The 23,328-nt window shown below is 55.9% G+C and carries 21 protein-coding genes; 11 read left to right on the top strand and 10 right to left on the bottom strand.

Annotation, left to right across the window (positions count from 1 at the left end):
• Positions 1–61: 61 nt before the first annotated feature.
• Together E8M78_RS09100 and E8M78_RS09095 are read left to right on the top strand one after the other, a co-directional pair.
• The gene (locus E8M78_RS09100) at positions 62–1,432 is read left to right on the top strand and encodes a DegQ family serine endoprotease (protein ID WP_246658281.1); all 1,371 of its coding nucleotides are present in this window, start codon (positions 62–64) and stop codon (positions 1,430–1,432) included.
• A complete protein-coding gene (locus E8M78_RS09095) occupies positions 1,429–2,745 on the top strand; it encodes a replication-associated recombination protein A (protein ID WP_137134773.1) in 1,317 nt (438 codons plus the stop codon). Before E8M78_RS09100 ends, E8M78_RS09095 begins: the two co-directional genes overlap by 4 nt.
• Before the next feature lie 158 nt (positions 2,746–2,903).
• Here E8M78_RS09095 and E8M78_RS09090 read toward each other — a convergent pair whose 3' ends face one another.
• Positions 2,904–3,224, bottom strand: a complete 321-nt coding sequence (locus E8M78_RS09090) for a DUF1883 domain-containing protein (protein WP_137134772.1) — start codon at positions 3,222–3,224, stop codon at positions 2,904–2,906.
• 850 nt (positions 3,225–4,074) lie between these two features.
• Here E8M78_RS09090 and E8M78_RS09085 point away from each other — a divergent pair.
• From E8M78_RS09085 to E8M78_RS09055, 7 genes are all read left to right on the top strand, one after another.
• A complete protein-coding gene (locus tag E8M78_RS09085; RefSeq protein WP_137134771.1) occupies positions 4,075–4,278 on the top strand; it encodes a hypothetical protein in 204 nt (67 codons plus the stop codon).
• A 78-nt stretch (positions 4,279–4,356) separates the two neighbouring features.
• Positions 4,357–4,743, top strand: coding sequence for a cytochrome c family protein (locus E8M78_RS09080; RefSeq protein ID WP_137134770.1), 387 nt, complete (start codon positions 4,357–4,359; stop codon positions 4,741–4,743).
• Between the two features lie 224 nt (positions 4,744–4,967).
• A complete protein-coding gene (locus E8M78_RS09075) occupies positions 4,968–5,606 on the top strand; it encodes an outer membrane beta-barrel protein (protein WP_137134769.1) in 639 nt (212 codons plus the stop codon).
• Between the two features lie 274 nt (positions 5,607–5,880).
• Complete coding sequence (ftsZ, locus tag E8M78_RS09070; RefSeq protein WP_062554690.1) at positions 5,881–6,858, top strand: cell division protein FtsZ; 978 nt, start codon at positions 5,881–5,883, stop codon at positions 6,856–6,858.
• 139 nt (positions 6,859–6,997) lie between these two features.
• The gene (locus E8M78_RS09065) at positions 6,998–7,810 is read left to right on the top strand and encodes an SDR family oxidoreductase (protein ID WP_137134768.1); all 813 of its coding nucleotides are present in this window, start codon (positions 6,998–7,000) and stop codon (positions 7,808–7,810) included.
• A 269-nt stretch (positions 7,811–8,079) separates the two neighbouring features.
• Positions 8,080–8,535, top strand: coding sequence for a hypothetical protein (locus E8M78_RS09060; protein ID WP_137134767.1), 456 nt, complete (start codon positions 8,080–8,082; stop codon positions 8,533–8,535).
• A 376-nt stretch (positions 8,536–8,911) separates the two neighbouring features.
• A complete protein-coding gene (locus E8M78_RS09055) occupies positions 8,912–9,358 on the top strand; it encodes a hypothetical protein (protein WP_137134766.1) in 447 nt (148 codons plus the stop codon).
• Positions 9,359–9,564: 206 nt separating this feature from the next.
• On the opposite strand, the gene E8M78_RS09050 is transcribed toward E8M78_RS09055, so the two are convergent.
• From E8M78_RS09050 to E8M78_RS09035, 4 genes are read right to left on the bottom strand one after another with little or no spacing between them, the layout of a single operon-like run.
• On the bottom strand, positions 9,565–9,885 hold the full coding sequence (locus tag E8M78_RS09050; protein WP_246658278.1) for a helix-turn-helix domain-containing protein: 321 nt from the start codon (positions 9,883–9,885) through the stop codon (positions 9,565–9,567).
• A 31-nt stretch (positions 9,886–9,916) separates the two neighbouring features.
• Positions 9,917–10,519, bottom strand: coding sequence for an ImmA/IrrE family metallo-endopeptidase (locus E8M78_RS09045; RefSeq protein WP_137134765.1), 603 nt, complete (start codon positions 10,517–10,519; stop codon positions 9,917–9,919).
• A complete protein-coding gene (locus E8M78_RS09040) occupies positions 10,488–10,814 on the bottom strand; it encodes a helix-turn-helix transcriptional regulator (protein ID WP_137134764.1) in 327 nt (108 codons plus the stop codon). Before E8M78_RS09040 ends, E8M78_RS09045 begins: the two co-directional genes overlap by 32 nt.
• A 14-nt stretch (positions 10,815–10,828) precedes the next feature.
• Positions 10,829–14,644 carry a vitamin B12-dependent ribonucleotide reductase gene (locus E8M78_RS09035; RefSeq protein WP_137134763.1) on the bottom strand — a complete coding sequence of 1,272 codons (3,816 nt, stop codon included), beginning with the start codon at positions 14,642–14,644 and terminating at the stop codon, positions 10,829–10,831.
• 638 nt (positions 14,645–15,282) lie between these two features.
• Between E8M78_RS09035 and E8M78_RS09030 the strand changes: the two genes are divergently transcribed.
• On the top strand, positions 15,283–17,181 hold the full coding sequence (locus E8M78_RS09030; RefSeq protein ID WP_170973376.1) for a methyl-accepting chemotaxis protein: 1,899 nt from the start codon (positions 15,283–15,285) through the stop codon (positions 17,179–17,181).
• Between the two features lie 105 nt (positions 17,182–17,286).
• Here E8M78_RS09030 and E8M78_RS09025 read toward each other — a convergent pair whose 3' ends face one another.
• The 5 genes from E8M78_RS09025 to E8M78_RS09005 form a co-directional block, all read right to left on the bottom strand.
• Entirely contained in the window at positions 17,287–17,862 is a 576-nt protein-coding gene (locus E8M78_RS09025) for a hypothetical protein (protein ID WP_137134762.1), read from the bottom strand.
• Positions 17,863–17,950: 88 nt separating this feature from the next.
• Positions 17,951–19,729, bottom strand: a complete 1,779-nt coding sequence (locus E8M78_RS09020) for a methyl-accepting chemotaxis protein (protein WP_170973375.1) — start codon at positions 19,727–19,729, stop codon at positions 17,951–17,953.
• Positions 19,730–19,999: 270 nt separating this feature from the next.
• Positions 20,000–20,497 (bottom strand): xanthine phosphoribosyltransferase, encoded by a 498-nt coding sequence (gpt, locus tag E8M78_RS09015; RefSeq protein WP_137134760.1) that lies wholly within the window; start codon positions 20,495–20,497, stop codon positions 20,000–20,002.
• Between the two features lie 159 nt (positions 20,498–20,656).
• The gene (locus tag E8M78_RS09010; protein ID WP_137134759.1) at positions 20,657–21,499 is read right to left on the bottom strand and encodes a universal stress protein; all 843 of its coding nucleotides are present in this window, start codon (positions 21,497–21,499) and stop codon (positions 20,657–20,659) included.
• A 110-nt stretch (positions 21,500–21,609) separates the two neighbouring features.
• The gene (locus E8M78_RS09005) at positions 21,610–22,380 is read right to left on the bottom strand and encodes a competence/damage-inducible protein A (RefSeq protein ID WP_137134758.1); all 771 of its coding nucleotides are present in this window, start codon (positions 22,378–22,380) and stop codon (positions 21,610–21,612) included.
• A gap of 228 nt (positions 22,381–22,608) precedes the next feature.
• Between E8M78_RS09005 and wrbA the strand changes: the two genes are divergently transcribed.
• Positions 22,609–23,208, top strand: a complete 600-nt coding sequence (gene wrbA, locus E8M78_RS09000) for an NAD(P)H:quinone oxidoreductase type IV (RefSeq protein WP_137134757.1) — start codon at positions 22,609–22,611, stop codon at positions 23,206–23,208.
• Positions 23,209–23,328: the final 120 nt, after the last annotated feature.

Below are 23,328 nucleotides of genomic sequence, written 5' to 3'. Positions count from 1 at the left end.
GGTCACCATCGCTTTGTTGAAGAGGAATCACATGCTCCACCTGCCGAAAACCCTATTCAGTATGTTGATAGCCTTTGCATTCCTGCAGCCGCTACCCGGCATGGCGCAAGAGAAGACGCTTCCGCAAAGCCAGCAGCAAATGCAACTCTCCTTTGCACCGCTTGTGAAACAGACCGCTGGAGCGGTGGTCAACGTCTATGCTGAGCGCGTGGTCCAGCGGCTCAATCCTTTCGCAGGCGATCCGTTCTTCGAACGTTTTTTCAACCAGCGCATGCCGAACCGGTCGGAGAAGCAGTCGTCGCTAGGGTCCGGCGTGATTGTTTCCCAGAACGGACTCGTTGTGACGAATACGCACGTCATTGAAGGCGCTGATGATATCAAGATCGCGCTTCCGGACGGTCGTGAATTCCCGTGCGAAGTGCTGCTCAAGGATGAAAGTATTGATCTGGCTGTTCTGAAGATCAAGGCGAATGAGCAGTTCCCGGTTCTCGGTATTGGCAATTCCGACGCGGTAGAGGTCGGCGATCTGGTTCTAGCAATCGGAAATCCCTTTGGTGTTGGTCAGACCGTAACCAGCGGCATAGTTTCGGCCCTTGCCCGAAATCAGGTAACCGACGGCGATGTCGGTTTCTTCATCCAGACGGATGCCTCGATCAATCCGGGTAACTCGGGCGGCGCCTTGATGAACATGAAAGGCGAGCTGATAGGCATCAACACGGCTATCTTTTCAAGAGGGGGAGGCTCAAACGGCATTGGCTTCGCTATTCCCGCAAATCTCGTAAAGGTCTTCCTTCAGGCGGCAGAAGCCGGCAAGAAATCGTTCGAGCGTCCTTATGTCGGCGCAACGTTCCAGCCGGTGACCTCCGAAGTGGCTGAAGCACTCGGGTTGAAGACGGCGCGTGGCGCTTTGGTGGTTAGCGTGACTGAGGGAGGCCCAGCGGACAAGGCAGGCCTGAAGGCTGGCGAAGTCGTGACGGGCGTCAACGGCATCTCGGTCGAACACCCAGATGCGCTTTGGTATCGCCTGACGACAGCTGGCCTTGGCAATGCAACGAAGCTGACCGTCCAGCAGGGTGGCGCACAGCGTGAACTCAGCATGGTCATTGGTGCCGCTCCGGAAAGCGTGCCGCGCGATGTTCGCCTGATCGAGGGCAGAAATCCTTTTGCCGGATTGCGGGTCGCCAATCTCTCGCCGCGTCTTGCGACGGAAGTGCGTTTACCGACAGACAAGACCGGAGTTGTCGTTACGGAAGTCGTCAAAAACTCTCCGGGTGCGCGTCTCGGTTTCCAGGTGGGCGATATCATTGTATCGGTGAACGGCGACCCTGTGCCGTCTACAAAAGCCATGGCTGCTCTGGTGGAAGACAATCCGGGCTTTTGGCGTGTAGAGATCGAGCGTGGCGGTCAGCGTATCCGTCAATTCTTCAGATGAGCGGCGATCTATTCGCCCCCAGGATTCCGGAGGCCGTCGCAAACCGTCGGCCGCTCGCGGACAGGCTGCGCCCGACCTCCCTGGCGGAGGTGACGGGCCAGTCGCACCTCACGGGCGAAGATGGTGTCTTACGCCGTATGATAGCGTCAGGTTCGCTCGGATCGATGATCTTCTGGGGCCCGCCGGGCACCGGTAAAACAACGGTCGCCAGATTGCTGTCTGGCGAAGCCGGCCTGGCGTTCGAGCAGATATCGGCCATCTTCTCGGGCGTGGCCGACCTCAAGAAAGTGTTCGAGACAGCACGGCTCCGCAGGCATGATGGGCGACAGACACTGCTGTTCGTCGACGAGATCCATCGCTTCAACCGGGCGCAGCAGGATAGCTTCCTGCCAGTCATGGAAGACGGCACGGTGATCCTTGTCGGCGCAACCACAGAGAACCCCAGCTTCGAATTGAACGCAGCTCTTCTGTCCAGGGCGCGGGTTCTGACTTTTCGTTCCCATGACGAGGAGAGCCTGAGCGAACTCCTGCTGCGTGCCGAGCAAGCAGAAGGTAAGCCGCTGCCGCTCGATGATAGCGCGCGCGCTGCACTGTTACGGATGGCGGATGGTGATGGGCGTGCGGTTCTGACGCTTGCTGAGGAAGTCTGGCGTGCGGCTCGGGCGAACGAAATTTTTGATGTCGACGGATTGAGCGCAATCGTCCAAAGGCGAGCACCAGTCTATGACAAGAGTCAGGACGGCCACTACAATCTGATTTCCGCTCTGCATAAATCCGTGCGCGGGTCCGATCCTGATGCTGCGCTCTATTACCTCTGTCGAATGTTCGACGCGGGCGAGGATCCTCTTTACATCGGCCGCCGATTGGTTCGCATGGCGGTGGAAGACATCGGGCTGGCCGATCCGCAGGCATTGGTAGTCTGTAATGCGGCCAAGGATGCCTATGATTATCTCGGATCACCAGAGGGTGAACTGGCTTTGGCACAGGCCTGCGTATACCTGGCAACCGCTCCCAAGTCGAATGGTGTCTACACCGCCTATAAAGCTGCAATGCGCGCCGCCAAGGAGCACGGCTCTCTGGTGCCGCCAAAGCATATTCTGAACGCACCCACCAAGCTTATGAAAGGTGAGGGCTATGGCGATGGATACCGTTACGATCACGACGAGCCCGATGCCTTTTCCGGTCAGGATTACTTCCCGGAAAAGATGGGCAGGGTGACTTTCTACGACCCACCGGAGCGTGGCTTTGAACGTGAGATCCGCAAGCGCCTCGATTGGTGGGAAAAGCTGAGACGCGAACGTAATCCGCGTTAGCGTCCAAACCCAATTGGATTGCAGGTTTGGCGCGTGCGGATTGCGCGGCTTAAGCGAACGCGTATGAAGTTCCGCTTAAGCCTGACGCTTCACCATGGTAGAGCGTCGTTTCCGGCAGCCAGCAAGGGACTTGATATTCTTGTCAGCTTCCGCCTGGGTTATGCCCGGTTCTGCTTGGGAGCTGGAACGCTATTTGCTGGCGGCGCAACCATCTTCACCGACGAATCGGCCAGTCCGTGGTGCCCCTCGGCGTCGACAAGCAAATGCCAAGTACCATCTTCCGGAACAACCAAACGAATAGGGGATTTCTTGGCAACTCCCCCAACGTATTTGAAGTCCAGTCGTTCATTGAAGCGCTGCCAATTGGTAGCATTCATCAGTCGGACGTTATTCACCGCGTTCATTGTCACTTCGATCGTGGTGCCAGCGCGCTGCTGTTTGAGATCATAATGTGTGAAACGAAAACTCGGGCCTGCCATTTCTAACTCCGCAACACTCGTTGAGCGCCCTAGTTAGACGGGAAAATGTTAAAGTTCGGTGCTTCAACTTTATGCTCAGCGGCTTCAGCGGAAGAATTTCCAGCAAAGTAAAATATTACTTTACTGCGCTGTCTCCGACGGAAAATCTACAAATGCTGGCATGTGGCAATGAAATATAACATTTATTGAAAATTTTGAAACGAAGTCGAATTCCGTAGGTTGAGTGAAAGAAGAAGCCACATCGGGAACCAGGGGGACCATCTAAATCGATATAAAATGCAATATCCTAAAAATTTAATATGATATGAGAATTAATTGCTTAGTTGAATTTCAAAATTTTTTATAGAATTTTTCATAAAATTTACAAAAAGGAGATGAAAATCCAAATTTTCTATGCTAGATGGCCGCCAACGCTGAACAAGGTCAGAAAAAAAGGGCTGACACAGAGTTATGTAACCTCAGGTGTTTATGTTTAGGTTGCATTCGCGAATGTTTAAAATTCGCATCGGTGATTTTCACCGCAATAAAGGTAAGAACAATGATGTATTCCTCGAAGGGATCGAACTTACTGGACTGGTATAAGTTCTTAGTCGCGCCAATCCTAAGGAAGATCTCGAAGCAGTGGCAAGAGTAGAGCAGATTGCTTCTCTAACCAGGTATCAAGCAACGCCTGAAAAAAGCAGGCGGGCGAAAAGAAAGAAGGCCAAGCTCCATAAAATCGCTCCGCATTGATGTCGGTAGGGTTGCGATGATTGAGGGGCAGGCTTCCACAGAGTGTCGTGCGCTTGGTTTGCGACAGCAGTGTAATTTGAGACAAAAATAACAATCTAGATTATCAGGAGAGGGCGTGATGACGTCAAACTCGAATGACCACTTTTATGAAGACAATGAACTGACCGAGGAATTTGAAACGGTCTACGACGATTACGCTGGTCCGCGAAAAATCCAGCCAGAGCACTACATGGAATCCCGCATCACGCTGCGGGGGCATACCCCTTGGATTCCTCTTCGCTATCAAGTGGATCCAGATACAAAGCTACCGAAGGCTGCCTGATCACCGCTCCTTGCGTTAGATGCCGGGGAAGCCGTGTATTGGCTTCCCGTTGTTCAGTGAGAGCGTTATGAAGATTCTATGCGCTCTCTCTTTGATGTTCTGTTCACAAGCATTTTTAGTGTTGTAGTACTCTCCACTGGATCCGCGAGAGCAGCCGATGTCCGGGCTGGCGAGCGGATCTTTCAGAAGTGCGCGAGTTGCCATTCCCTGACCTCCGACAGCAACGGCTTCGGTCCCAGTTTGAAGGGGGTCATCGGCAGACCTGCAGGAAGTCTGCATGGTTTCCGTTATTCGCCAGCGATGGTGCAGGCAGGTGCCGCGGGCCTCACATGGGATGAGGCCGCGCTTTCCGATTTTCTACGCAGCCCCAAGGATAAAGTGCCGGGCACAAGCATGCGTTTCTGGGGCTTTTGGTTCCAGTCGGAAATCGATGATGTAGTAGCCTACATCAAGGCGAACCAGTGACGAATTCAAGGTCATTTCGTGCCTCACGACGAGGTGAGCAAATTCCTGTCGCGTGGAGCGCTCTGGTTAAGGATGCGTTTATAGATTCATGAAAAATGGAAGGGGTATTGGCAAGGTCTGCTGATTGAGGCTGGGGCAAAGGGAGGCCGCTTTCACAGACTGAGGAAGTCCCGATGATCGCCCGCGCATCGGCCGTACGTGGGCTGTGTATGGAGTTTACGAATATGATCAATAAGCCGCTCGCCCTGGCGCTTGCCGCCAGCCTTACTGCTCCGCTGGCCACCACCGCTTCCGCAGCAGATCTGACCTCATCCTATCAGGAACCCCCGGCCTACAACGAGCCTGCTGCGCGTAGCGGCAACTGGGATGGTGCCTATGTCGGCGCGCATGGTGGATTTGTGTCTCGCCGCCTGAACCCGTTCAAGGGTGGCAAGGGCGTAGCCGCTGGCGTGCAGGGTGGCTATCAGGCAGATGTCGGCGGCGTTGTCGTCGGCGGCGAGGGTGAACTTTCTTACCTCGGCGATGCCGAAGTCAAGGTCAATGGTGGCAAGCTGGAAGAGCGCCATCGTCTGGGCCTGAAGGCCAAGGCTGGTGTACCGCTCGATCAGACCCTGCTTTACGGCACGGCCGGTATGGCAATGACCAATTTCCGCGATAGTGGCGGCGTTTCCGGCCCGGATGGCTGGAAGGCCGGTTACATCGTCGGTGCTGGCATCGAACAGAAGTTCAATGACAAGATATCTGCCAAGGTTGAGTACAATTACACCGGAACGCCGAACGTTCGCAGCTTTGCGGGCGGTGTTGCCTCCGAGCAGGATGTGCACGATCACACGGTCAAGGCTGGCGTGAACTACAAGTTCTGATCACGCGCCTTCGTCAGGAATTCCAATGGCTCTCTCGCAATTCGGGAGGGCCATTTTGTTTGAACTGCCCGTGCAACTCAATTTAGCGGTATTTCGCCTTGCCAATGCCATGTTTGGCGGGGCACTCGAAATGGGATACGGGCCGGGCCTGTCTGATTCGAGCGCTCGTACAGCTCATCGGATTTCAAAGCGGCACAATCCGGCCCGGCAACGAATGTGAAGACTGAAGGGCTTCGAGAGAAGCCGATGAAATTGAAGCGACAAGGAGAGAGCGATGATCGACGCCAGAGGCGGCATTTCCGGTTTGCAGCCGCACATCACAGTTATCGGCGTCGGCGGTGGCGGCGGCAACGCGATCAACAACATGATTGCGGAAGAGCTGGCAGGCGTCGAATTCATCGCCGCCAACACGGATGCGCAGGTGCTGGCCACGTCCAAGGCGCAGCGCCGTATTCAGCTCGGTGCCCATGTGACCGAGGGTCTGGGCGCCGGCTCGCTGCCGGATGTTGGTCGTGCCGCCGCAGAAGAATCCATCGATGAGATCATGGATCATCTCTCCGGCTCCCATATGTGCTTTGTAACGGCAGGCATGGGCGGCGGAACCGGCACGGGTGCAGCTCCGGTCATCGCGCGGGCTGCCCGCTCTGCCGGTATCCTCACCGTCGGTGTCGTCACCAAGCCTTTCACCTTCGAAGGCAATCGCCGCATGAAGACGGCTGAAGCCGGCATCGAGGAACTGCGTCAGGCCGCTGATACGGTGATCGTGATACCGAACCAGAACCTCTTCCGTATTGCGGACGCCAAGACTACCTTTGCTGATGCCTTCATGACCGCGGACCGCGTTCTTTTCGCAGGCGTTGGCTGCATCACGGATCTCATCGTGAAGGAAGGCCTCATCAACCTCGATTTCGCCGATGTGAAATCCGTCATGCGTGGCATGGGCCGCGCCATGATGGGCACGGGCGAGGCGGAAGGCCAGGGCCGCGCCATGCGCGCTGCGGAAGCCGCCATCGCAAACCCGCTGCTGGACGATATCTCGGTGCGCGGCGCGCGCGGCGTTCTCATCTCCATTTCCGGCGGCATGGATATGACGCTATTCGAAGTGGATGAGGCCGCCAGCCGTATCCGCGATGAAGTGCAGGATGAGGCTGATATCGTGGTAGGCGCTATCTTCGACCGTAATCTCGACGGACGCTTCCGCGTTTCCGTCGTTGCGACGGGTCTGGAAGGTCAGCCGCTCGCGGCTGAGTGATCGGCCAAACCATTGCCGGATGAGCAAGCGGCGGGGCTGGAAACGGCTCCGCCGCTTTTTTATGACCTTCTGCTCCCGCTCTATGCAAAGGCGCTTATGAACTCTATCCATTGCTGAACGAATGGGTCGGGAGGAAGCCATGAGTCGGATTGAGGGAAAAATCGCGGTTATCACGGGCGGTACGCAAGGACTGGGCGCAGCCATTGCAGAGCGCTTTGCCGCGGCAGGCGCAGGCGGCATCGTTATCGTCGGGCGCGATGTGGAAAAGGGCCGGGGAGTGGCAAACCGCATTACCGGTGAGACCGGAGTTGCGGTCGAGGTGGTCGCTGCCGATCTTGCCGATATCGACGCCGTGCGCACCGTCGTTCCAGCAGCCGACAAACGTTTCGGCAAGGTTGATATTCTCGTCAATGCGGCGGGGTTGACCGATCGCGGCAATATTCTCAATACGACGCCGGAACTGTTCGACCGCATGTTTGCGATCAATACCCGTGCGCCGTTCTTCCTGCTGCAGGATGCGGCCAGGCTGATGATCCGCGATGGCATCGAGGGCAGGGTGGTGAATATCGGCTCCATGTCCAGCCTGGCAGGTCAGCCATTCCTTGCCCCCTATTCCGCCTCCAAGGGCGCACTGGCCACGCTGACCCGCAATGCGGCTTACGCGCTCATGCGGCACCGCATCCATGTCAACCAGTTGGATATTGGCTGGATGAACTCGGATCACGAGCGCAAGCTGATCCTCTCTGAAACCGGAGATCCGGATTTCATCGATCGTGCCGCGGCGACCAAACCCTTCGGCCGAATTCTCGACCCGAAGGAGGTGGCTCGCACGGTTCTCTGGATGGCATCCGAGGAAAGCGGCATGATGACGGGCGCCGTCATCCCCTTCGATCAGTCCGTCTATGGCGGTTATGACGATGCACCGGTGCCGAAGGAAAAGCTTTCGAGCTAAAATGCGACTGGCACAATATTAGTCGACGACCCCGGAAAAAGAGGAATGAGCTGCGGAACGGACAGTGCCGCAGCCCAGTTTTCGTTGGATATGGCGCTGGGCCGGAGTTCAATCGTAATCTGGAGAAGTATATCAAAAAATTCTGTGACATGCCTTAAATTTGATCGTTTCGGCGACTTATTGTGCGCTGCAACTTGTTATTAGAAGCTCGGCTGAAGAGTCGTTTTTAGAGCACAACTTATTGAATTTTAATATTTTAGGAGAATTTTATGCGCGGTATAGATGGAGATGATTGGCACACCAATAGTCAGCCGATCTCAGATCTGCCGACACCGACCGGGGCTCGCGTCGAGGATGAGAGAAAACAGTTGGAGAAGCGGGAAGGCGGGCGGAAAGGGCGCCGGACCATGGCTCCTTTCACCTCTAGAGCTAGTATGCGATTTGGTAATCTGCCGCCTCCCGGCGTTGAGTTGCAGCCTTCCTTTTTCGTCAAAACCACATCCAACGGTAAACGTTCAGGCCATGGCGGAGGCGTCGTGAAATTCAAGAGCTCAAGCGGTATCGGCGTTGAAGGTTCACTTGAATTCAGCTCTCCTGAATTAGAGTCTTTGCCTAATTGCATGCCAGACATGAACGGCGGGCCGCGGATGCCGCGTCCTCATTTTCCGCAAACGCATGAAGACTTGGTCCAAAGCGTTGATGCCGGATCCCCTGATCGAGAGTAATTCCCCTTAAACTTGAAACGCCCGTTCGATTGACGGGCGTTTTTCGTTGTTGGGTCAGCGACCGGTGCCGCGCATCGCAAAGCTTCGATTCCGATCCGCGGGAGCTTATCCGCGGATAGATCTTCACCAGCTTACTTCAAGCATCTGCGCATCCACGGAAAATAATCACCACTTCTCGCAATGGATGTAACAACCAGAGTGACATAGTGTGGTTGCGGGATCGGCTTGAACGGGTCGATTCTGGGGCTCGTAACCCCACACACTTCGACTGGCATCCGCTGAACGAGATGCCCTCTCAGCTACTATTCGGTGGCTGAGTGCTTGAGTTTGCCCTATAAGGCTCTCCCACCCTCTATGGCTGGGGAGGCCCCGACGTATGTCCAAGGTGCTTGCACCTAAAGGTCGGGGCGGTCGTCTGTGTGCGATTTACGAACTCCCCGGCCGCCAGAGGCGCGCATTGCGCCTGCTGGTGTCCCGTTGTCCGTTCGGTTTGAACTCGCAACAGAGCAGGGCGGCTTGCCTCATGCAGGACTATAATCTCTGGGCCGATCTACTGGCCACGTTTCGCGCGTCTCCAGATGCCATCAAAGCCCTGTGGCTGCTTGTGCCGCCGGTGTTTGTGCTGGGCGTGCTGTGTCTCATGATTCGCCTGATCGGCCAGCGCAGGCCACGAACCGAGCCGCAGCCAATAACACGCAGTCGCGATCAAGGTCCGCTACTGGATCATACCGATTTCCAATCGTTGACGATCGCCAGTGAGGCCCAGCCGCAGCCGTTACCATTGTCCTCCCGCAAGACAATCACGCTCGGGGACCCATCCTGATCATGCTGAGGCGGGTGATTTTGCAAGGCTTCGGGCAATTCCAGCAGAAAAGCAGCATGTCTCGCTGTAAACGCTCGAACAGGAAAAGCCGCAAGCGCCACCGCCGTGCTTTCAGAATGGGCAATGCCGACCGCTCATAACGAGCGGTCGGCATTGAAGTTTCTAACCCATTGGTTGATCGTGCGAGTTGTCAGTGCAGCGGTGGACTATGCCACGCTCTTCTGCAAAGCCTCTGCAGTACCGACCGGATTTTTCGCGATGACCCTCAAATAGGCCCGCGCCGTCTGGTCCGGTACTGAGCGCCCCTGTTCCCAATCCCGCAGAGTGCCGAGCGGGATCTGATAGCGTTCGGCAAATTCTTCCTGGGTGAGCCTCAATGCGCGCCGCATGACTTTCACTTGCGGCATGCGCTGTGCCGCCCGCAACTGCTCTTGCGTTACAGGCGGATTATCGGGGTCGGCAAGCGCATTGGCTTCCGCTTCCTCGTCGGTCATGGCGTCGAGGTAGGCCCAGTCGGTTTCAGCCATCTTTACAAATTTTGCCAAGGTGTCACGTACATTACATCTCGGACTTATCAAGGAGCGAGATCCTCGTCTGAGAAATGTTCCTTACGCTCAATCGCTTGGATGCAGAAATTGCCGCCTTCGCTACATGAACAGGAACACGCATAAGTGATGCTAAATGAATCGGGTCCTGCCGAAAAGTAAAAGCTGTAGCAGGGTGTACTAGAAAATGTTGAGCAAACATATCTGCCTGGATTTCCGTACTTTCTGTGGCATTTAAGCCTTTCATTGATTCATAGGCGCCATCACGTGTCTTATGCATCATCGATGCACCTTTTCCGCGATGAAGTAAATAATGGCCGAGCTCGTGAGCCAAAATCATTCTGGATCTCGGGTCACCTTCGTGAGCTGCTATATAAACAGACTCGCGTACAATGATCTGCTCTAGATCGAAATTGGTGTAAGCTTCGTCTGCGAAATCATTATCGCGCTTGACGACTAGACGAAACTTGGGGTGGATCTTGACGACCTTGAACTCAAGTATATCGATTATATCGACTTGCTCGCCATCTGAGATGCCGAGCAATTTCTTGTAGTGATTTGCAACTCTTGCCATCTGCGGAGTATTATACCCCCGGATATGGTAGTCCTTTGCCATTTTTGTTCCTGTAGTTCGTGAGGCTAACTACATTCGGCGTATTATCTAGCTGCAACTTGCGCAAGATTTTGTCGAAGGCATCGACACCATAACCCAGAAAATCCGATATGGCTTCTCTGTCGGTAGCAGTTGGCCATATCTCCCCATTTTCCACAGCGCTGATTGTGGGGATTGGAACACCAATCTTTTCAGAAAGCCGTAAAAATGACCATTCGCTTTGTTGTCTGCGATTTCGCATCATATCACCAAATCGCTTAAGCGCTTGCATAGTTACTTCATCAACAACTACTTCCATGATAAAGCCTCCGATCAGCTGCACCCGCTCGTGGCGCCGCACGTATCGCACTTCTCGCAGGTGCCATTGCGCACCATGGTGAAGTTCTGGCACTCGGTGCACATGTTGCCGGTGTAGCCCTGCGCGATGGAGCGCATGCGGCGTTCGGCTTCCACCTTCTTGGCTTCCGTCTTGGCTGTTGCTGCGTCGGCGGCGGCCTTGTCGGAGAAGAGGGCGGTTGCAGCCTGCTGACCTTCGTCGGCCACCACTTCATCGGCAATCTCTTCCGCCAGTTCCTTGGCGCGCTCTTCATAATCGCGCTTGAAGGAAACGACTTCAGAGGTCGAGATAGCAACGGTTGCTTCCAGCTTGCGGGCGGCAGAGCCCGCAAAGGCGGTTACATTGCCAGCGCCCGAAGCCTTGGCCGGTGCTGCGGTGGCGGCACCCTTAGGCTCAGAACCGGTACGGTCCAATCCGCTGCTAGAAACCAGCGTCGGCTTGTGGCCGCGGGTCCAGCCCGTGGAAACCAGATTGGTCTTGCCTTCCTGAATGCCCTTGCCGAGTGCCGTGTTCGAGAAGTCCGACGTATCGACATGCGCCAGATCGTGACGTCCAAGATAGGACACGGCGAGTTCGCGGAACACGTAGTCGAGGATCGACGTGGCGTTCTTGATCGCGTCGTTGCCGGTCACGATGCCAGCCGGTTCGAACTTGGTGAAGGTGAAGGCCTCCACATATTCTTCCAGCGGCACGCCGTACTGCAGACCCAGCGAGATGGCGATGGCGAAGTTGTTCATCATTGCACGGAAGGCAGCGCCTTCCTTGTGCATATCGATGAAGATTTCGCCGATGCGACCGTCACCGAATTCACCGGTGCGCAGATACACCTTGTGTCCGCCGACATTGGCCTTCTGGGTGTAACCCTGACGGCGGTTTGGCAGCTTTTCCCGCTCGCGGGTGACGCGTTCGATGACGCGCTCGATGATCTTCTCCGTCACCTGAACGGCCTGCGCCGCTGCCGGTGCCTGGATGAAGTCCTCGACTGCATCCTCATCATCCTCGTCTTCGATCAGCGAGGCGTTGAGCGGCTGGGAAAGTTTGGAACCATCGCGGTACAGCGCGTTGGCTTTCAGCGCCAGCTTCCAGGAGAGCATGTAGGCGTTACCGCAATCTTCAACAGTTGCCTCGTTCGGCATGTTGATCGTCTTGGAAATCGCACCCGAGATGAAGGGCTGTGCAGCCGCCATCATGCGGATGTGGGATTCCACGGAGAGGTAACGCTTGCCGATCTTGCCACATGGATTGGCACAATCGAACACCGGCAGATGCTCTGCCTTCAGGAACGGTGCGCCTTCCAGCGTCATTGCGCCGCAAACATGCACGTTTGCCGCTTCGATGTCCTTCTTCGCAAAGCCGAGATGCTCAAGCAGATTGAAGCTCATGTCGGAAAGCTGCTCATCGGAAACCTTGAGGGTGTCCTTGAGGAAGTCCGCACCGAGCGTCCACTGGTTGAAGACGAACTTGATGTCGAAGGCAGCCTTCAGCGCGCCGTTGACGGCTTCGATCTTCTCATCGGTAAAGCCCTTGGCACGCAGCGTCGAAGGGTTCACGCCCGGCGCCTGGTTCAAGTTGCCGTGGCCAACCGCGTAGGCTTCGATCTCGGCAATCTGGCTTTCCGAGTAACCTAGCGTGCGCAGAGCTTCCGGAACGGCACCGTTGATGATCTTGAAGTAGCCGCCACCGGCCAGCTTCTTGAACTTCACCAGAGCGAAGTCTGGTTCGATACCGGTCGTGTCGCAATCCATCACGAGGCCAATCGTACCGGTCGGCGCGATAACCGTGGTCTGGGCGTTGCGGTAGCCGTGCTTTTCGCCAAGCTCCAGCGCCTTGTCCCAGGCAGCCTTTGCATGAGCAACCAGATCCTGATCCGGGTTTTCCGAATGGGTCAGCGGAACCGGGTTGACGGAGAGACCTTCGTAACCGGTCGCCTCGCCATAGGCCGCGCGGCGATGGTTGCGCATGACGCGCAGCATGTTTTCGCGGTTCGGGGCAAAACCGGGGAAGGGGCCGAGTTCGGAGGCCATTTCCGCAGAGGTCGCATAGGCAACGCCCGTCATGATCGCAGTCAGCGAACCGGCAATGGCGCGGCCCTCTGCCGAGTCATATGGGATGCCGGACGACATCAGTAGGCCGCCAATATTGGCGTACCCAAGACCCAGCGTGCGGTATTCATAAGACTGTTCCGCAATCCGGCGCGAGGGGAATTGCGCCATCATCACGGAGACTTCGAGCACCACCGTCCACAACCGGCAAGCATGCTCATAATCAGCAATGTTGATGCGCTTGGTCTTGGCGTCCTTGAACTGCAGAAGGTTCAGCGAGGCCAGGTTGCACGCAGTATCATCCAGGAACATGTATTCCGAGCACGGGTTGGATGCACGGATCGGGCCAGTTGCCGGGCAGGTGTGCCAGTCGTTCATGGTCGTGTTGAAGTGCAGGCCCGGATCGGCAGAAGCCCAGGCGGCGTAAGAGATCTTCTCCCACAGATCACGTGCCTTCAGCGTCTTCATAACCTTGCCGTCCTTGCGGGCGGTCAGGTTCCATGTGCCGTCGTTTTCAACTGCACGCAGGAAGTCATCCTTCAGCGAAACAGAGTTGTTGGAGTTCTGCCCGGCAACCGTCAGATAGGCTTCCGAATCCCAGTCCGTGTCATAGGTCTTGAAATCCAGGTCCTTGTAACCCTGTTTTGCGAACTGGATGACACGCTTGACGTAGTTTTCCGGAACCTGATCCTTTTTGGCGGCGCGAATTTCGCGCTTCAGGGCAGGGTTCTTGTTCGGGTCGAAGCAATCGTCGCCGTCAGCCTCGCAATTCACGCAGGCCTTCATGATGGCCTTCAGGTGCTTGGATACGACCTTGGAGCCGGTGACGAGGGCGGCAACCTTCTGCTCTTCCTTCACCTTCCAGTCGATATATTCCTCGATATCCGGATGGTCGATATCGACGACGACCATCTTGGCCGCACGGCGCGTCGTGCCGCCGGACTTGATCGCGCCCGCTGCACGGTCACCGATCTTCAGGAAGCTCATAAGGCCGGACGAGCGGCCGCCGCCGGAAAGCTTTTCGCCTTCGCCGCGCAGATACGAGAAGTTGGAACCGGTGCCGGAACCATATTTAAACAGGCGCGCTTCACGAACCCATAGGTCCATGATGCCTCCTTCGTTGACCAGATCGTCCTCGACGGACTGGATGAAGCAGGCATGCGGCTGAGGATGCTCGTAGGACGACTTCGACTTCGTCAGCTTGCCCGTGAAGGGATCGACATAAAAGTGGCCTTGACCCGGACCATCGATACCATAGGCCCAGTGCAGGCCGGTGTTGAACCATTGCGGGCTGTTGGGGGCAACACGCTGGGTTGCCAGCATATAGGCCAGTTCATCGCGGAACGCCGCTGCATCTTCTTCGGACGAGAAATAGCCGCCCTTCCAGCCCCAGTAGGTCCAGGTACCGGCAAGACGGTCGAAGACCTGGCGTGCATCGACTTCAGAACCGTAGCGTTCGCCTTCCGGCAGTTCCTTCAGCGCCTTCTCATCTGCAACGGAGCGCCAGAGGAAGGAAGGAACATCGTTCTCTTCAACCTTCTTCAGGATCTTCGGAACGCCAGCCTTGCGGAAATACTTCTGCGCCAGAACGTCTGTCGCAACCTGGCTGAACTGTGCGGGCACATCAATATCCGCAAGGCGGAACACAATGGATCCGTCCGGATTGCGGATCTCACTCGTCGCCTTGCGGAATTCGATTTCCGCATAGGCGCCAACGCCTGGCTTTGTGAAACGACGTTCAATGCGCATGTCTCTCGTCCTTGTTATGCGCCCCGCTCAGGCGCAGAAAGTCCCCGCGGCAGCCGTTGGGTCAACACCGGCAGCCGTGCCCTGTCTCAGTCCGAATGGTAAATCATCCGTAGATGGTCGACCTGTATCTTGTGGCGAGTTTGGCTGCAAACACTAAATATAGCGTAAAAGCAGTTTTCCACCACCCCATGTCACGGAAGAAATCAGACGAAACGACACAAAAATCCTGCCGGGAAAACACGCAAGTTTTGCCCGTCTCATGCCTGCAGGATACAGGGTTTCATTCTGTCAGAACCGATCTCGTCATGCCCGGTTCAGTCGCCGCCGCAACATGACATCTATCTTGTTCGAATGTGCGATTCCGTCAAGGTCTCGTTTGCAATGGATTTTTAACCACAAGATATTGTGGTGCTTGCCTGTGGAAACTGGGGACAAGCGAATCACTTAGTGAAGTCAACGACTTGTAGCTGGAAGTGCAAAAGCTGCACCCCGAGGCGAAAAATCACTTGACCGCCACATGCCCTTGAAAACGGCGGGAAAACCGACAACCGCACAATTTTAACCTTCCTGGATTAGGGTTTCGGAAAATTCGATTGGACGCGCCTTCTCATGCGTCCGTCTGCCGCCGGGGGTGTCTCGTGAATATCAAGAATTTCTCAATCCTGAAAAAGGTTGGCGTCGTCATGACGTTGATGAGCCTGTCTGCTGTCGTCATCGCGGGCGTAGGGGCGCAGGGACTGAGCGTGCTGGGATCTTCCTTGAAGAATACCGGCGCTCGTGAAGAGGTTGCCCGCGAGGCGATGGATCTGCGTGTCGATATTATCGCAATCAGTCGCATGACCTATCAACTGGCCATGGCGCCGGAAAAGGCAGCGGATTTCGCAGCCGAAACTGAAAAGCGCGCCAAGGAAATGCTGGACCGTTTGCCGAAGATTGCGGCTACGGCAGACGCGGAAGAGCAGAGGCAACTGGCAGATGTTCGTACGTCGCTCGCCTTCTATTTCGACAGTATCCGCGCGATGGTGAAGATCGCTGGTTCGGAGCAAGGCAAGGACCCCGCCGTGCTGCGTACTGCGCTCGACAAGGCTCTTGACGGGCAAAAGGCCGTAACCGCAGCGGTGAAGGTTTACAGCACATACTCCGCCAACACTCTGGCAACGGCGCGCGCCGGTGCGCTGGCGGATTCACGCATGACCATGACAATCCTGCTGGCGACCGCGCTGGTCTGCATTGGTCTCGGTATCGCCATCAGCTTCCTCGTGGCTCGACGCGGCATCTCGGCACCAATCCGCAGTCTGACGGCGGTCATGACCGAAATGGCCAACGGCAATGTCCGCAATGTGGTGATCGATACGGACCGTGCAGACGAAATCGGCGAAATGGCGAGAGCGCTGGAGATCTTCCGAGCGAACGAATTGCATATGCGCGAAATGGAGGCGCAGGAGCAGGCGCTCAATCGCCAGAGCAAGGATTTGCAGCAATCGATCAGCGGCATTGTTGCAGCCGCCGCCGCTGGTGACTTCAGCCAGCGCATTACCAAGACTTACGAAGATGCCGACCTCACGCGCTTTGCTTCTGGTGTCAACGAACTGGTCGAGAATGTCGACCGTGGCATCAACGAGGTCCGTCGCGTCATCGCGGCGCTTGCCGAGCAGGATTTGACTCAGGACATGCAGGGGCATTTCCAGGGCGCCTTTGCCGAACTGCAATCGAACGTCAACGCGACCATGGCTTCGCTGCGTTCGACCATGGACAATGTCCGTGCGGCAGCCGGGACGATTACCGACAGCTCCGGCGAGCTTTCCGCGGCATCGAACCAGCTAGCCCGCAGAACGGAGCAGCAGGCCGCAGCGCTGGAAGAAACAGCCGCAGCGCTCGAGGAAATCACGACGACGGTCAGGACCTCCACTCAGCGCGCAAACGAGGCGACCCGAATGGTGGCCGCGACGAAGGAAAGCGCGGGTCGTTCCGGCGGTATCGTGCGAGACGCGATCAATGCGATGGAGCGTATCGAGCAGTCGTCACAGAAGATCAGCCAGATCATCTCGGTTATCGATGAGATCGCCTTCCAGACGAACCTGCTCGCGCTGAATGCCGGTGTGGAAGCAGCCCGTGCCGGTGAGGCGGGGCGCGGTTTTGCCGTTGTCGCGCAGGAAGTCCGCGAACTCGCCCAGCGTTCCGCCAATGCAGCGAAGGAAATCAAATCCCTGATCAACAATTCTGCTCATGAGGTGCAGGGCGGGGTGAAACTGGTTCTTTCCACCGGCGAGGCGCTGAAGGAAATCGAGGATCTCGTTCATCATGTCAACGAACAGGTTTCGATGATCGCTCGTGCAGCGACGGAACAGTCGGCGGCCCTGGGAGAGATCAACACTTCTGTCAATCACATGGACCAGATGACCCAGCAGAATGCTGCCATGGTCGAGGAGACGACCGCCTCCAGCCAGGTTCTGGCCAACGAAAGCAGGCAGCTAACCGATCTGCTGTCTCACTTCCGTGTCAGCGGTTCGGCGCAAGCCTATCGTTCCGCTGCGTAAGGCTTCTTAAGGTCATGCACAAAATGAAATCGGTCAATCCATCACCGCAGTGGCGAGAGGGATTGACCGATCTGATCAGGATCGCCCGGATCTAATTTCGGGCCTTTACAGGGCGTCTACGTTGATGCCGATGGTTACCGCACCAATTGGTGCGCCTGCTTCATCAACGATCGTCAGTGAGACCTGAGACTGCAAGGCTTGCGTTGATTCGTCCTTCTCAACACCATCGACGAAGATGGCGTCCTTGCCCACGCCGAAGCTTTTCTTGAACTTTGCTTCATCGCCCTGCCAATAGTCGGAAGTTATCTCGCTCTGGCCGACATTCAGCCCCTTGTTATCCATGACGAATACCTCAGAGATGACGCCGGAAGAGGCTGCCTGCTGTGCCTTCAGGAATTTGGAAGCCTCGTTATCGAGGATAGCCTTGATCATCGGCTTGTCCGCTGCTTCCACCTCTGCGCGCCATTTCTTGTCGAGTGCGATGATCTCGGCCTCGCTGAGCGCTGCGTTTTTGGCATTCTGCGCCTTGATCGCAGCAATGAGGGCAGGGTCCTTCAGCCAAGTCACCTTGGATGTCACGTAGCTCTTGATCGGCGCGACATGCGCGTCTTCGGCAAATGCAGCGTGGGAGCAGGCAGCAGCAATCACAGCTACGACAACGCCTTTCAGGAAATGCTTCATATGGTTCTCCTCTCGAGAGTCTGGACTAGGTTGGCACCGGTTTAAGGGGTGCTGTCGATCATGAGTGGCAGTGAAGAGCGCGTGTCCGTTATGCGACACGGCGGAAAGGCCCGCTTCCTCCGGCGGATGAAAGACGGAAACGATCGGCGTTCGTTTGCAGAATCCGACTCTGCGCCAGAAGATCGTGCGAAGCAGCACTCACCTCTTCCACCATGGCGGCATTCTGCTGAGTGGTGTGATCCATGCTGTTGACGCTGGTGTTGATCTCTTGAAGGCCCGCAGATTGTTGACGGTAGGATTCGACGATCTCTCCGATACCCTCGGCAATGGCGGTGATTTGCTGCTCTATCTTCAGCAGAGCGTCGCCCGTCTGGTTGACGAGTTCGACACCGCTGCCGACCTCCGCATTGGACACCTGAACCAGTTGCTTGATTTCCTTTGCCGCGTTTGCTGAACGTTGCGCGAGCTCGCGAACCTCCTGGGCGACAACGGCAAAGCCTTTACCTGCTTCACCCGCTCGGGCAGCTTCAACCCCCGCATTGAGCGCCAATAGATTGGTTTGAAACGCGATTTCATCGATCACACCGATAATCTGGCCAATCTGCGATGACGAGTGCTGAATACGGTCCATCGCGCCAATCGCATTGCGGACAACATGCGCAGAGTGATGGGCTTCGGTCTTGGCGTTATTGACCATAGCACCTGTGTTCGATGCGCGTTGTGAGGAGGCACGAACGGTGACGGTTACTTGTTCGATCGCAGCCGCAGTTTCCTCCAGCGCGGCGGCCTGTTGCTCTGTCCGCTTTGCCAATTGTTCGGCCTGATTTGACAGATCGCCCGCCCCACCTTGTACATTTTCTGCGGCCTCCTTGATTTCAGTTATCGTTGTGGCGACCGCATCCACCATACGGTTGAAGTCTGCCTGAAGCTTTTCAAACTCTGGCCCCAGGTCGCGCAGTCGGGCGTCCAGATCACCTTGGGCCAACCGCTCAAGGGCGGAACCGAGATCGCTTATGATGCGTCTTTGTGTTGTGGCATTCTGCTCTGCCATCAGTGCGTTGCGTGATCGTTCCTCGTTGATTGTTGCCTGCTGCGCCTCCGCCAGATGGCGATGCGCCTGCTGATCGATGGCATCCTTGCGAAACCGCTCGATTGAGCGGGCGAGAAAGCCCATCTCGTCTCCCTTGTGCTGGAACACGACTTCGCCTTCCAGATCCCCCTCTTGAAGAGCAGAAATGCGCGCAGACAGCAGTTTCAAAGGTTGGCCTACAATGCGCCTCATAGCGAAAACAAATATGCCGAGCGACACGAAGACCACGCTAACCTGAAATGAAATCGCCAACAGAACCTGCTGTGCGATCTGTTGCAGAATTGCCTCTGCCGTCCATGTCGCGACAACGTAGCCACCGGCTTTTCCATTTTTGTCGGCAGGCAGGGGGGCTGTAATGACGAAAAGCTGCCCATCACTTCCTTCTGGCAGGATGGATGGCTTTTCGGGACGCGCTTCCGCAGCTTTCAACAACTCGTTCTCGGATGGAAGGTCACGGACATCTGCGCGCGCCCATGTGTTGACCGGCTTCAGGTCTGCGTTGAACGCTGTGAATTGAACGAGCTGAAGAGTTGGGTCGTTTCGGTAGAGAGCGTAAGCGTCAGCAACAACGTCTGCCTTGCCCCATTTTACGCCGCCGGCGGAAAGCGTGGCGAACTGGTTTGTGGTCTGGCTCCAGTTTCGGGAGGCCATTAACATATAGTTTTCGCTCTCGGCCTTCCACGTTAGGAAGGCCAAGCCCAGGATACCTACCAAGTTGATCGAAATGATGATGCCAGCGAGTTTGGCTGTCAAAGACAATGAATGTATGGAACGCACAATCGACACCTCATTACAAGAGCTGCCCATTCCAGCTCAAGTGACGGATCTATGCGTTCAAATGAGGTCCATCATGGTCCACCTGCATCATATACAGGGACGCTTTATGTTCTTATCTGTAGAAAACTAATGAATAATGAAATGTACACTTTTAATTGTCCCGATCCCTCATGCGGCATAATAGTTGAGTGCGAATTTCATTTAGGACTTCTATAAAAATAAGGGTTTACTAAAATAAACCCTTATTTTTAGAAGACAGTACTTCGGATTTCAGCCCTTATGGCCCTTGGCAATTGGCTCCTGATAGGTGAAGCCCATGTCCCAAGGGAAGTAAATCCAGGTGTCCTGGCTGACTTCGGTGATGAAGGTATCGACGGTCGGCACCCCCTTCGGCTTTGCATAAACGCAGGCGAAGTGTGCATTCGGCATCAAGCTTCGGACTTCCGAGGCAGTCTTGCCGGTATCCGTCAGGTCGTCCACGACAAGTACGCCTTTGCCGCCATCGACCATCAGGCTGGCATCAATACCCTTCAGCAGGTTCATTTCACCCTGATTGACGTAGTCATGGTAAGAGGCGACGCAAACGGTATCGATCAAGCGGATGTTCAGTTCGCGCGAAATGATCGCTGCCGGTACGAGACCGCCACGTGTGATGCAGACGATTGCGCGGAACTCCTGTCCTGATCCTGCCAGACGCCAAGCAAGCGCGCGTGCATCACGATGGAACTGATCCCAGGAAACGGGGAAGGCTTTATCAGGAAGAGACATGTGGTTCGCTCCGGGCGCGCTCGAGTTGAACAGGCGCGCCGAATACGAACGGGCAGCCTGCGGAGCAACCGATAAAAGCTGCTCCGTTGGCCGTTGCTATTAGCTTTAATTCCTACAATTAGGCAAGATGGATGAAAGGCGAGTTTATGCGGTTCGCGTTCATCGCGAAAGAAGCGTAAACGCGTTCATCGAGCTGAGTAGTGAGCGAGTGACACCGCCGAACAGCATCTCCCACCAACGAGAATGGCCGTAGCCACCCATGACCAACAAATCGACGCTCTCGTCTGCAAGGCGGGCAGTGATGGCTTCAGATGTCGAGATTTGGCAGTTTTCCTCTGTGCGGATGCTGACCTTGACGCCATGCCGTGCAAGCGCAGTGGCCAGATCGGCACCGGCAAGTTCCGGGTTCTGACGTGGCATGTCCGGCGGATCGACGGAAAAGATCTCGACACTTTCCGCTTGTTGGAGAAACGGCAACGCATCAAATGCGGCACGAGACGCTTCCTTCGACCCGTTCCAGGCAATAAGCGCGCGGCGAACGGGAAGCGAGCGGTTTGAACCGTGCGGAAGAAGCAGAACAGGACGTCCACTTTCAAGGATGAAGGTCTCGATATCGGAGCTATTGTCTGCTTCCGCTTTGGCGTCGTTCTGTCGCGCGACGATCAGGTCACAGGTTCGGGCAAGTTCAAGAACTGCTTCGGAGGAGGTTCCACCGGTCGATACGTAAGATCTGAATTCGAAAGGAACGCCGGAGGGTTCGATGCGCTGCCGGAAAGCCGCTTCTATCTTCTGGGTCTCTTCCTGCGCCACTCGCTGCAAGGTCTCAATCGCTGTTGGGTCTGGAATCTCCATCGGGGCGATCAATGGGATTGTCGCGAGTGTTTCCGCTCGGAGCGCCATGATGTGCGCGGAAAACTGGCGCGCCAGCTGCATGGCAAACTCAGTGACGGGAGCGACGTTATGCTCGCTGTCCAGAACTGCAAGAATTGTCCGATAGCTCATTGTCTGATCTCCTCGGCAGGGCGGGATAGAGTTATCCCACCATCATCAAAGGAGATGGTCCTTGCATTGAGATGGGTCAAGAAGCCCTTTGAGGGAAGCGCAATCTTGGATCAGGCTTCAGGCCCTGGATTGCTGCCTGCACGTGCCGCATCGAGCACGCGAATCATGTCGGAAATCGCTTTAGCGGCAGCGTCGAGTTTCGCTTCATCTCGCGCTCTGACAACGAGTTCCGTGGAGAAGCGCTGACCGTCGTACTTGGGATAGGAGCCGATGCTTGTTTCTGGATGAGCCTTCTGGATCGCGCCAAGCAGTGTGCCGATATCTCCTTCTCCGTAAGGGCAGGGCAGCGAGCGTGTCAGCAAGTGCGACCCTTTTTGAAGTTCTGGCAGAACGTTATCCAGCATGGCCTGAAATACCTGCGGCACCCCGGCCATCACATAGACGTTTTCCACGATGAAGCCCGGTGCGGTGGAGACGGGGTTCGCGATATGACGCGCGCCCCTTGGCATGCGCGCCATCCGCTGACGGGCCTCGGTGAATTCCATTTCTCGTCGCTTGTACATTTCCGCCAGCAGGCGCATCGCTTCAGCATCGTGCTCGCAAGGCAAACCGAATGCTGCCGACACGGCATCTGCGGTTATATCGTCATGTGTTGGGCCAATACCACCGGAGGTGAAGACATAGGTGTAACGCTTGCGCAGTGCATTGAGCGCATCCACGATTGCGTCCTGCTCATCTGCGACGATCCGCACTTCCTTGAGGTCAATGCCGGAAAGGAGAAGGACATCTGCAAGGTGGCCAATGTTCTTGTCCTTGGTTCGCCCGGAAAGAAGCTCGTCGCCTATGGCCAGCATGGCCGCGGTCACGATCGTCGATGTCATTTTAGCCCTCGTGAAGTCTGCAACTGAATCATGATGTATGCGGATTCCCCTCGCGACAGAAGACGAATTCCGGCTGCCACTGTTACGAATTCATGATCACAACAGATCTTCTGTCTTCAATTAATGAACAGTGCGTACCGCGCCTCAAGGCTGGAAGTTAGTATTTGCGCGGATAAGTATGGTCTATCAGACGCGCTTCAATTGTTGGAGCCGAAACAGGAGGAATGGATGGCAAAGGTTCTCGTACTCTACCACTCGACGTATGGTCATATCGAAACCATGGCGTATGCCGTTGCAGAGGGGGCAAAATCGGCCGGCGCCGAGGTTACCGTTCTGCGCGTTCCAGAACTGGTTCCGGAAGACGTCGCCAAGGCTTCTCACTACAAGATGGAACAACCTGCGTCAGTTGCCAAGGTTGATGATCTCACGGAATATGATGCCATCATTGTAGGTGCAGGCACGCGTTTCGGCACCGTGGCCTCGCAGATGCGTAACTTCTGGGATCAGACCGGTGGTCTATGGTTCCAGGGCAAGCTGGTGGGCAAGGTCGGATCGGTCTTCACATCCACGGCAACGCAGCATGGCGGCCAGGAGTCGACGATTCTGTCGTTCATCCCGACCTTCCTGCATCATGGGATGGTCGTTGCTGGGCTTCCCTATGCGTTCCAGGGCCAGATGGGCGTCGAGCAGGTCAAGGGTGGCTCACCTTATGGCGCATCCACGATCACGGACGGCGACGGTTCCCGTCAGCCTTCGGAAATCGAGTTGGAAGGCGCACGCTACCAAGGGGTGCATGTGGCCAAGATCGCGACGAAACTCGCTGGCTGATTGACTGAGCACTCCATGTGCGAGAGGGGCGCGGGATCATGAATCCGCGCCCTTCTTTGCAATCAAAGTAAACCTCCACCTACGGTGGAGGACTGGACGAGTTCTACATCGTAGTGGAGA

The organism is Rhizobium sp. FKY42, from assembly GCF_005222835.1.
Classification (GTDB): Bacteria; Pseudomonadota; Alphaproteobacteria; order Rhizobiales; family Rhizobiaceae; genus Neorhizobium.
This window is presented reverse-complemented; position numbering and strand designations above follow the sequence as displayed.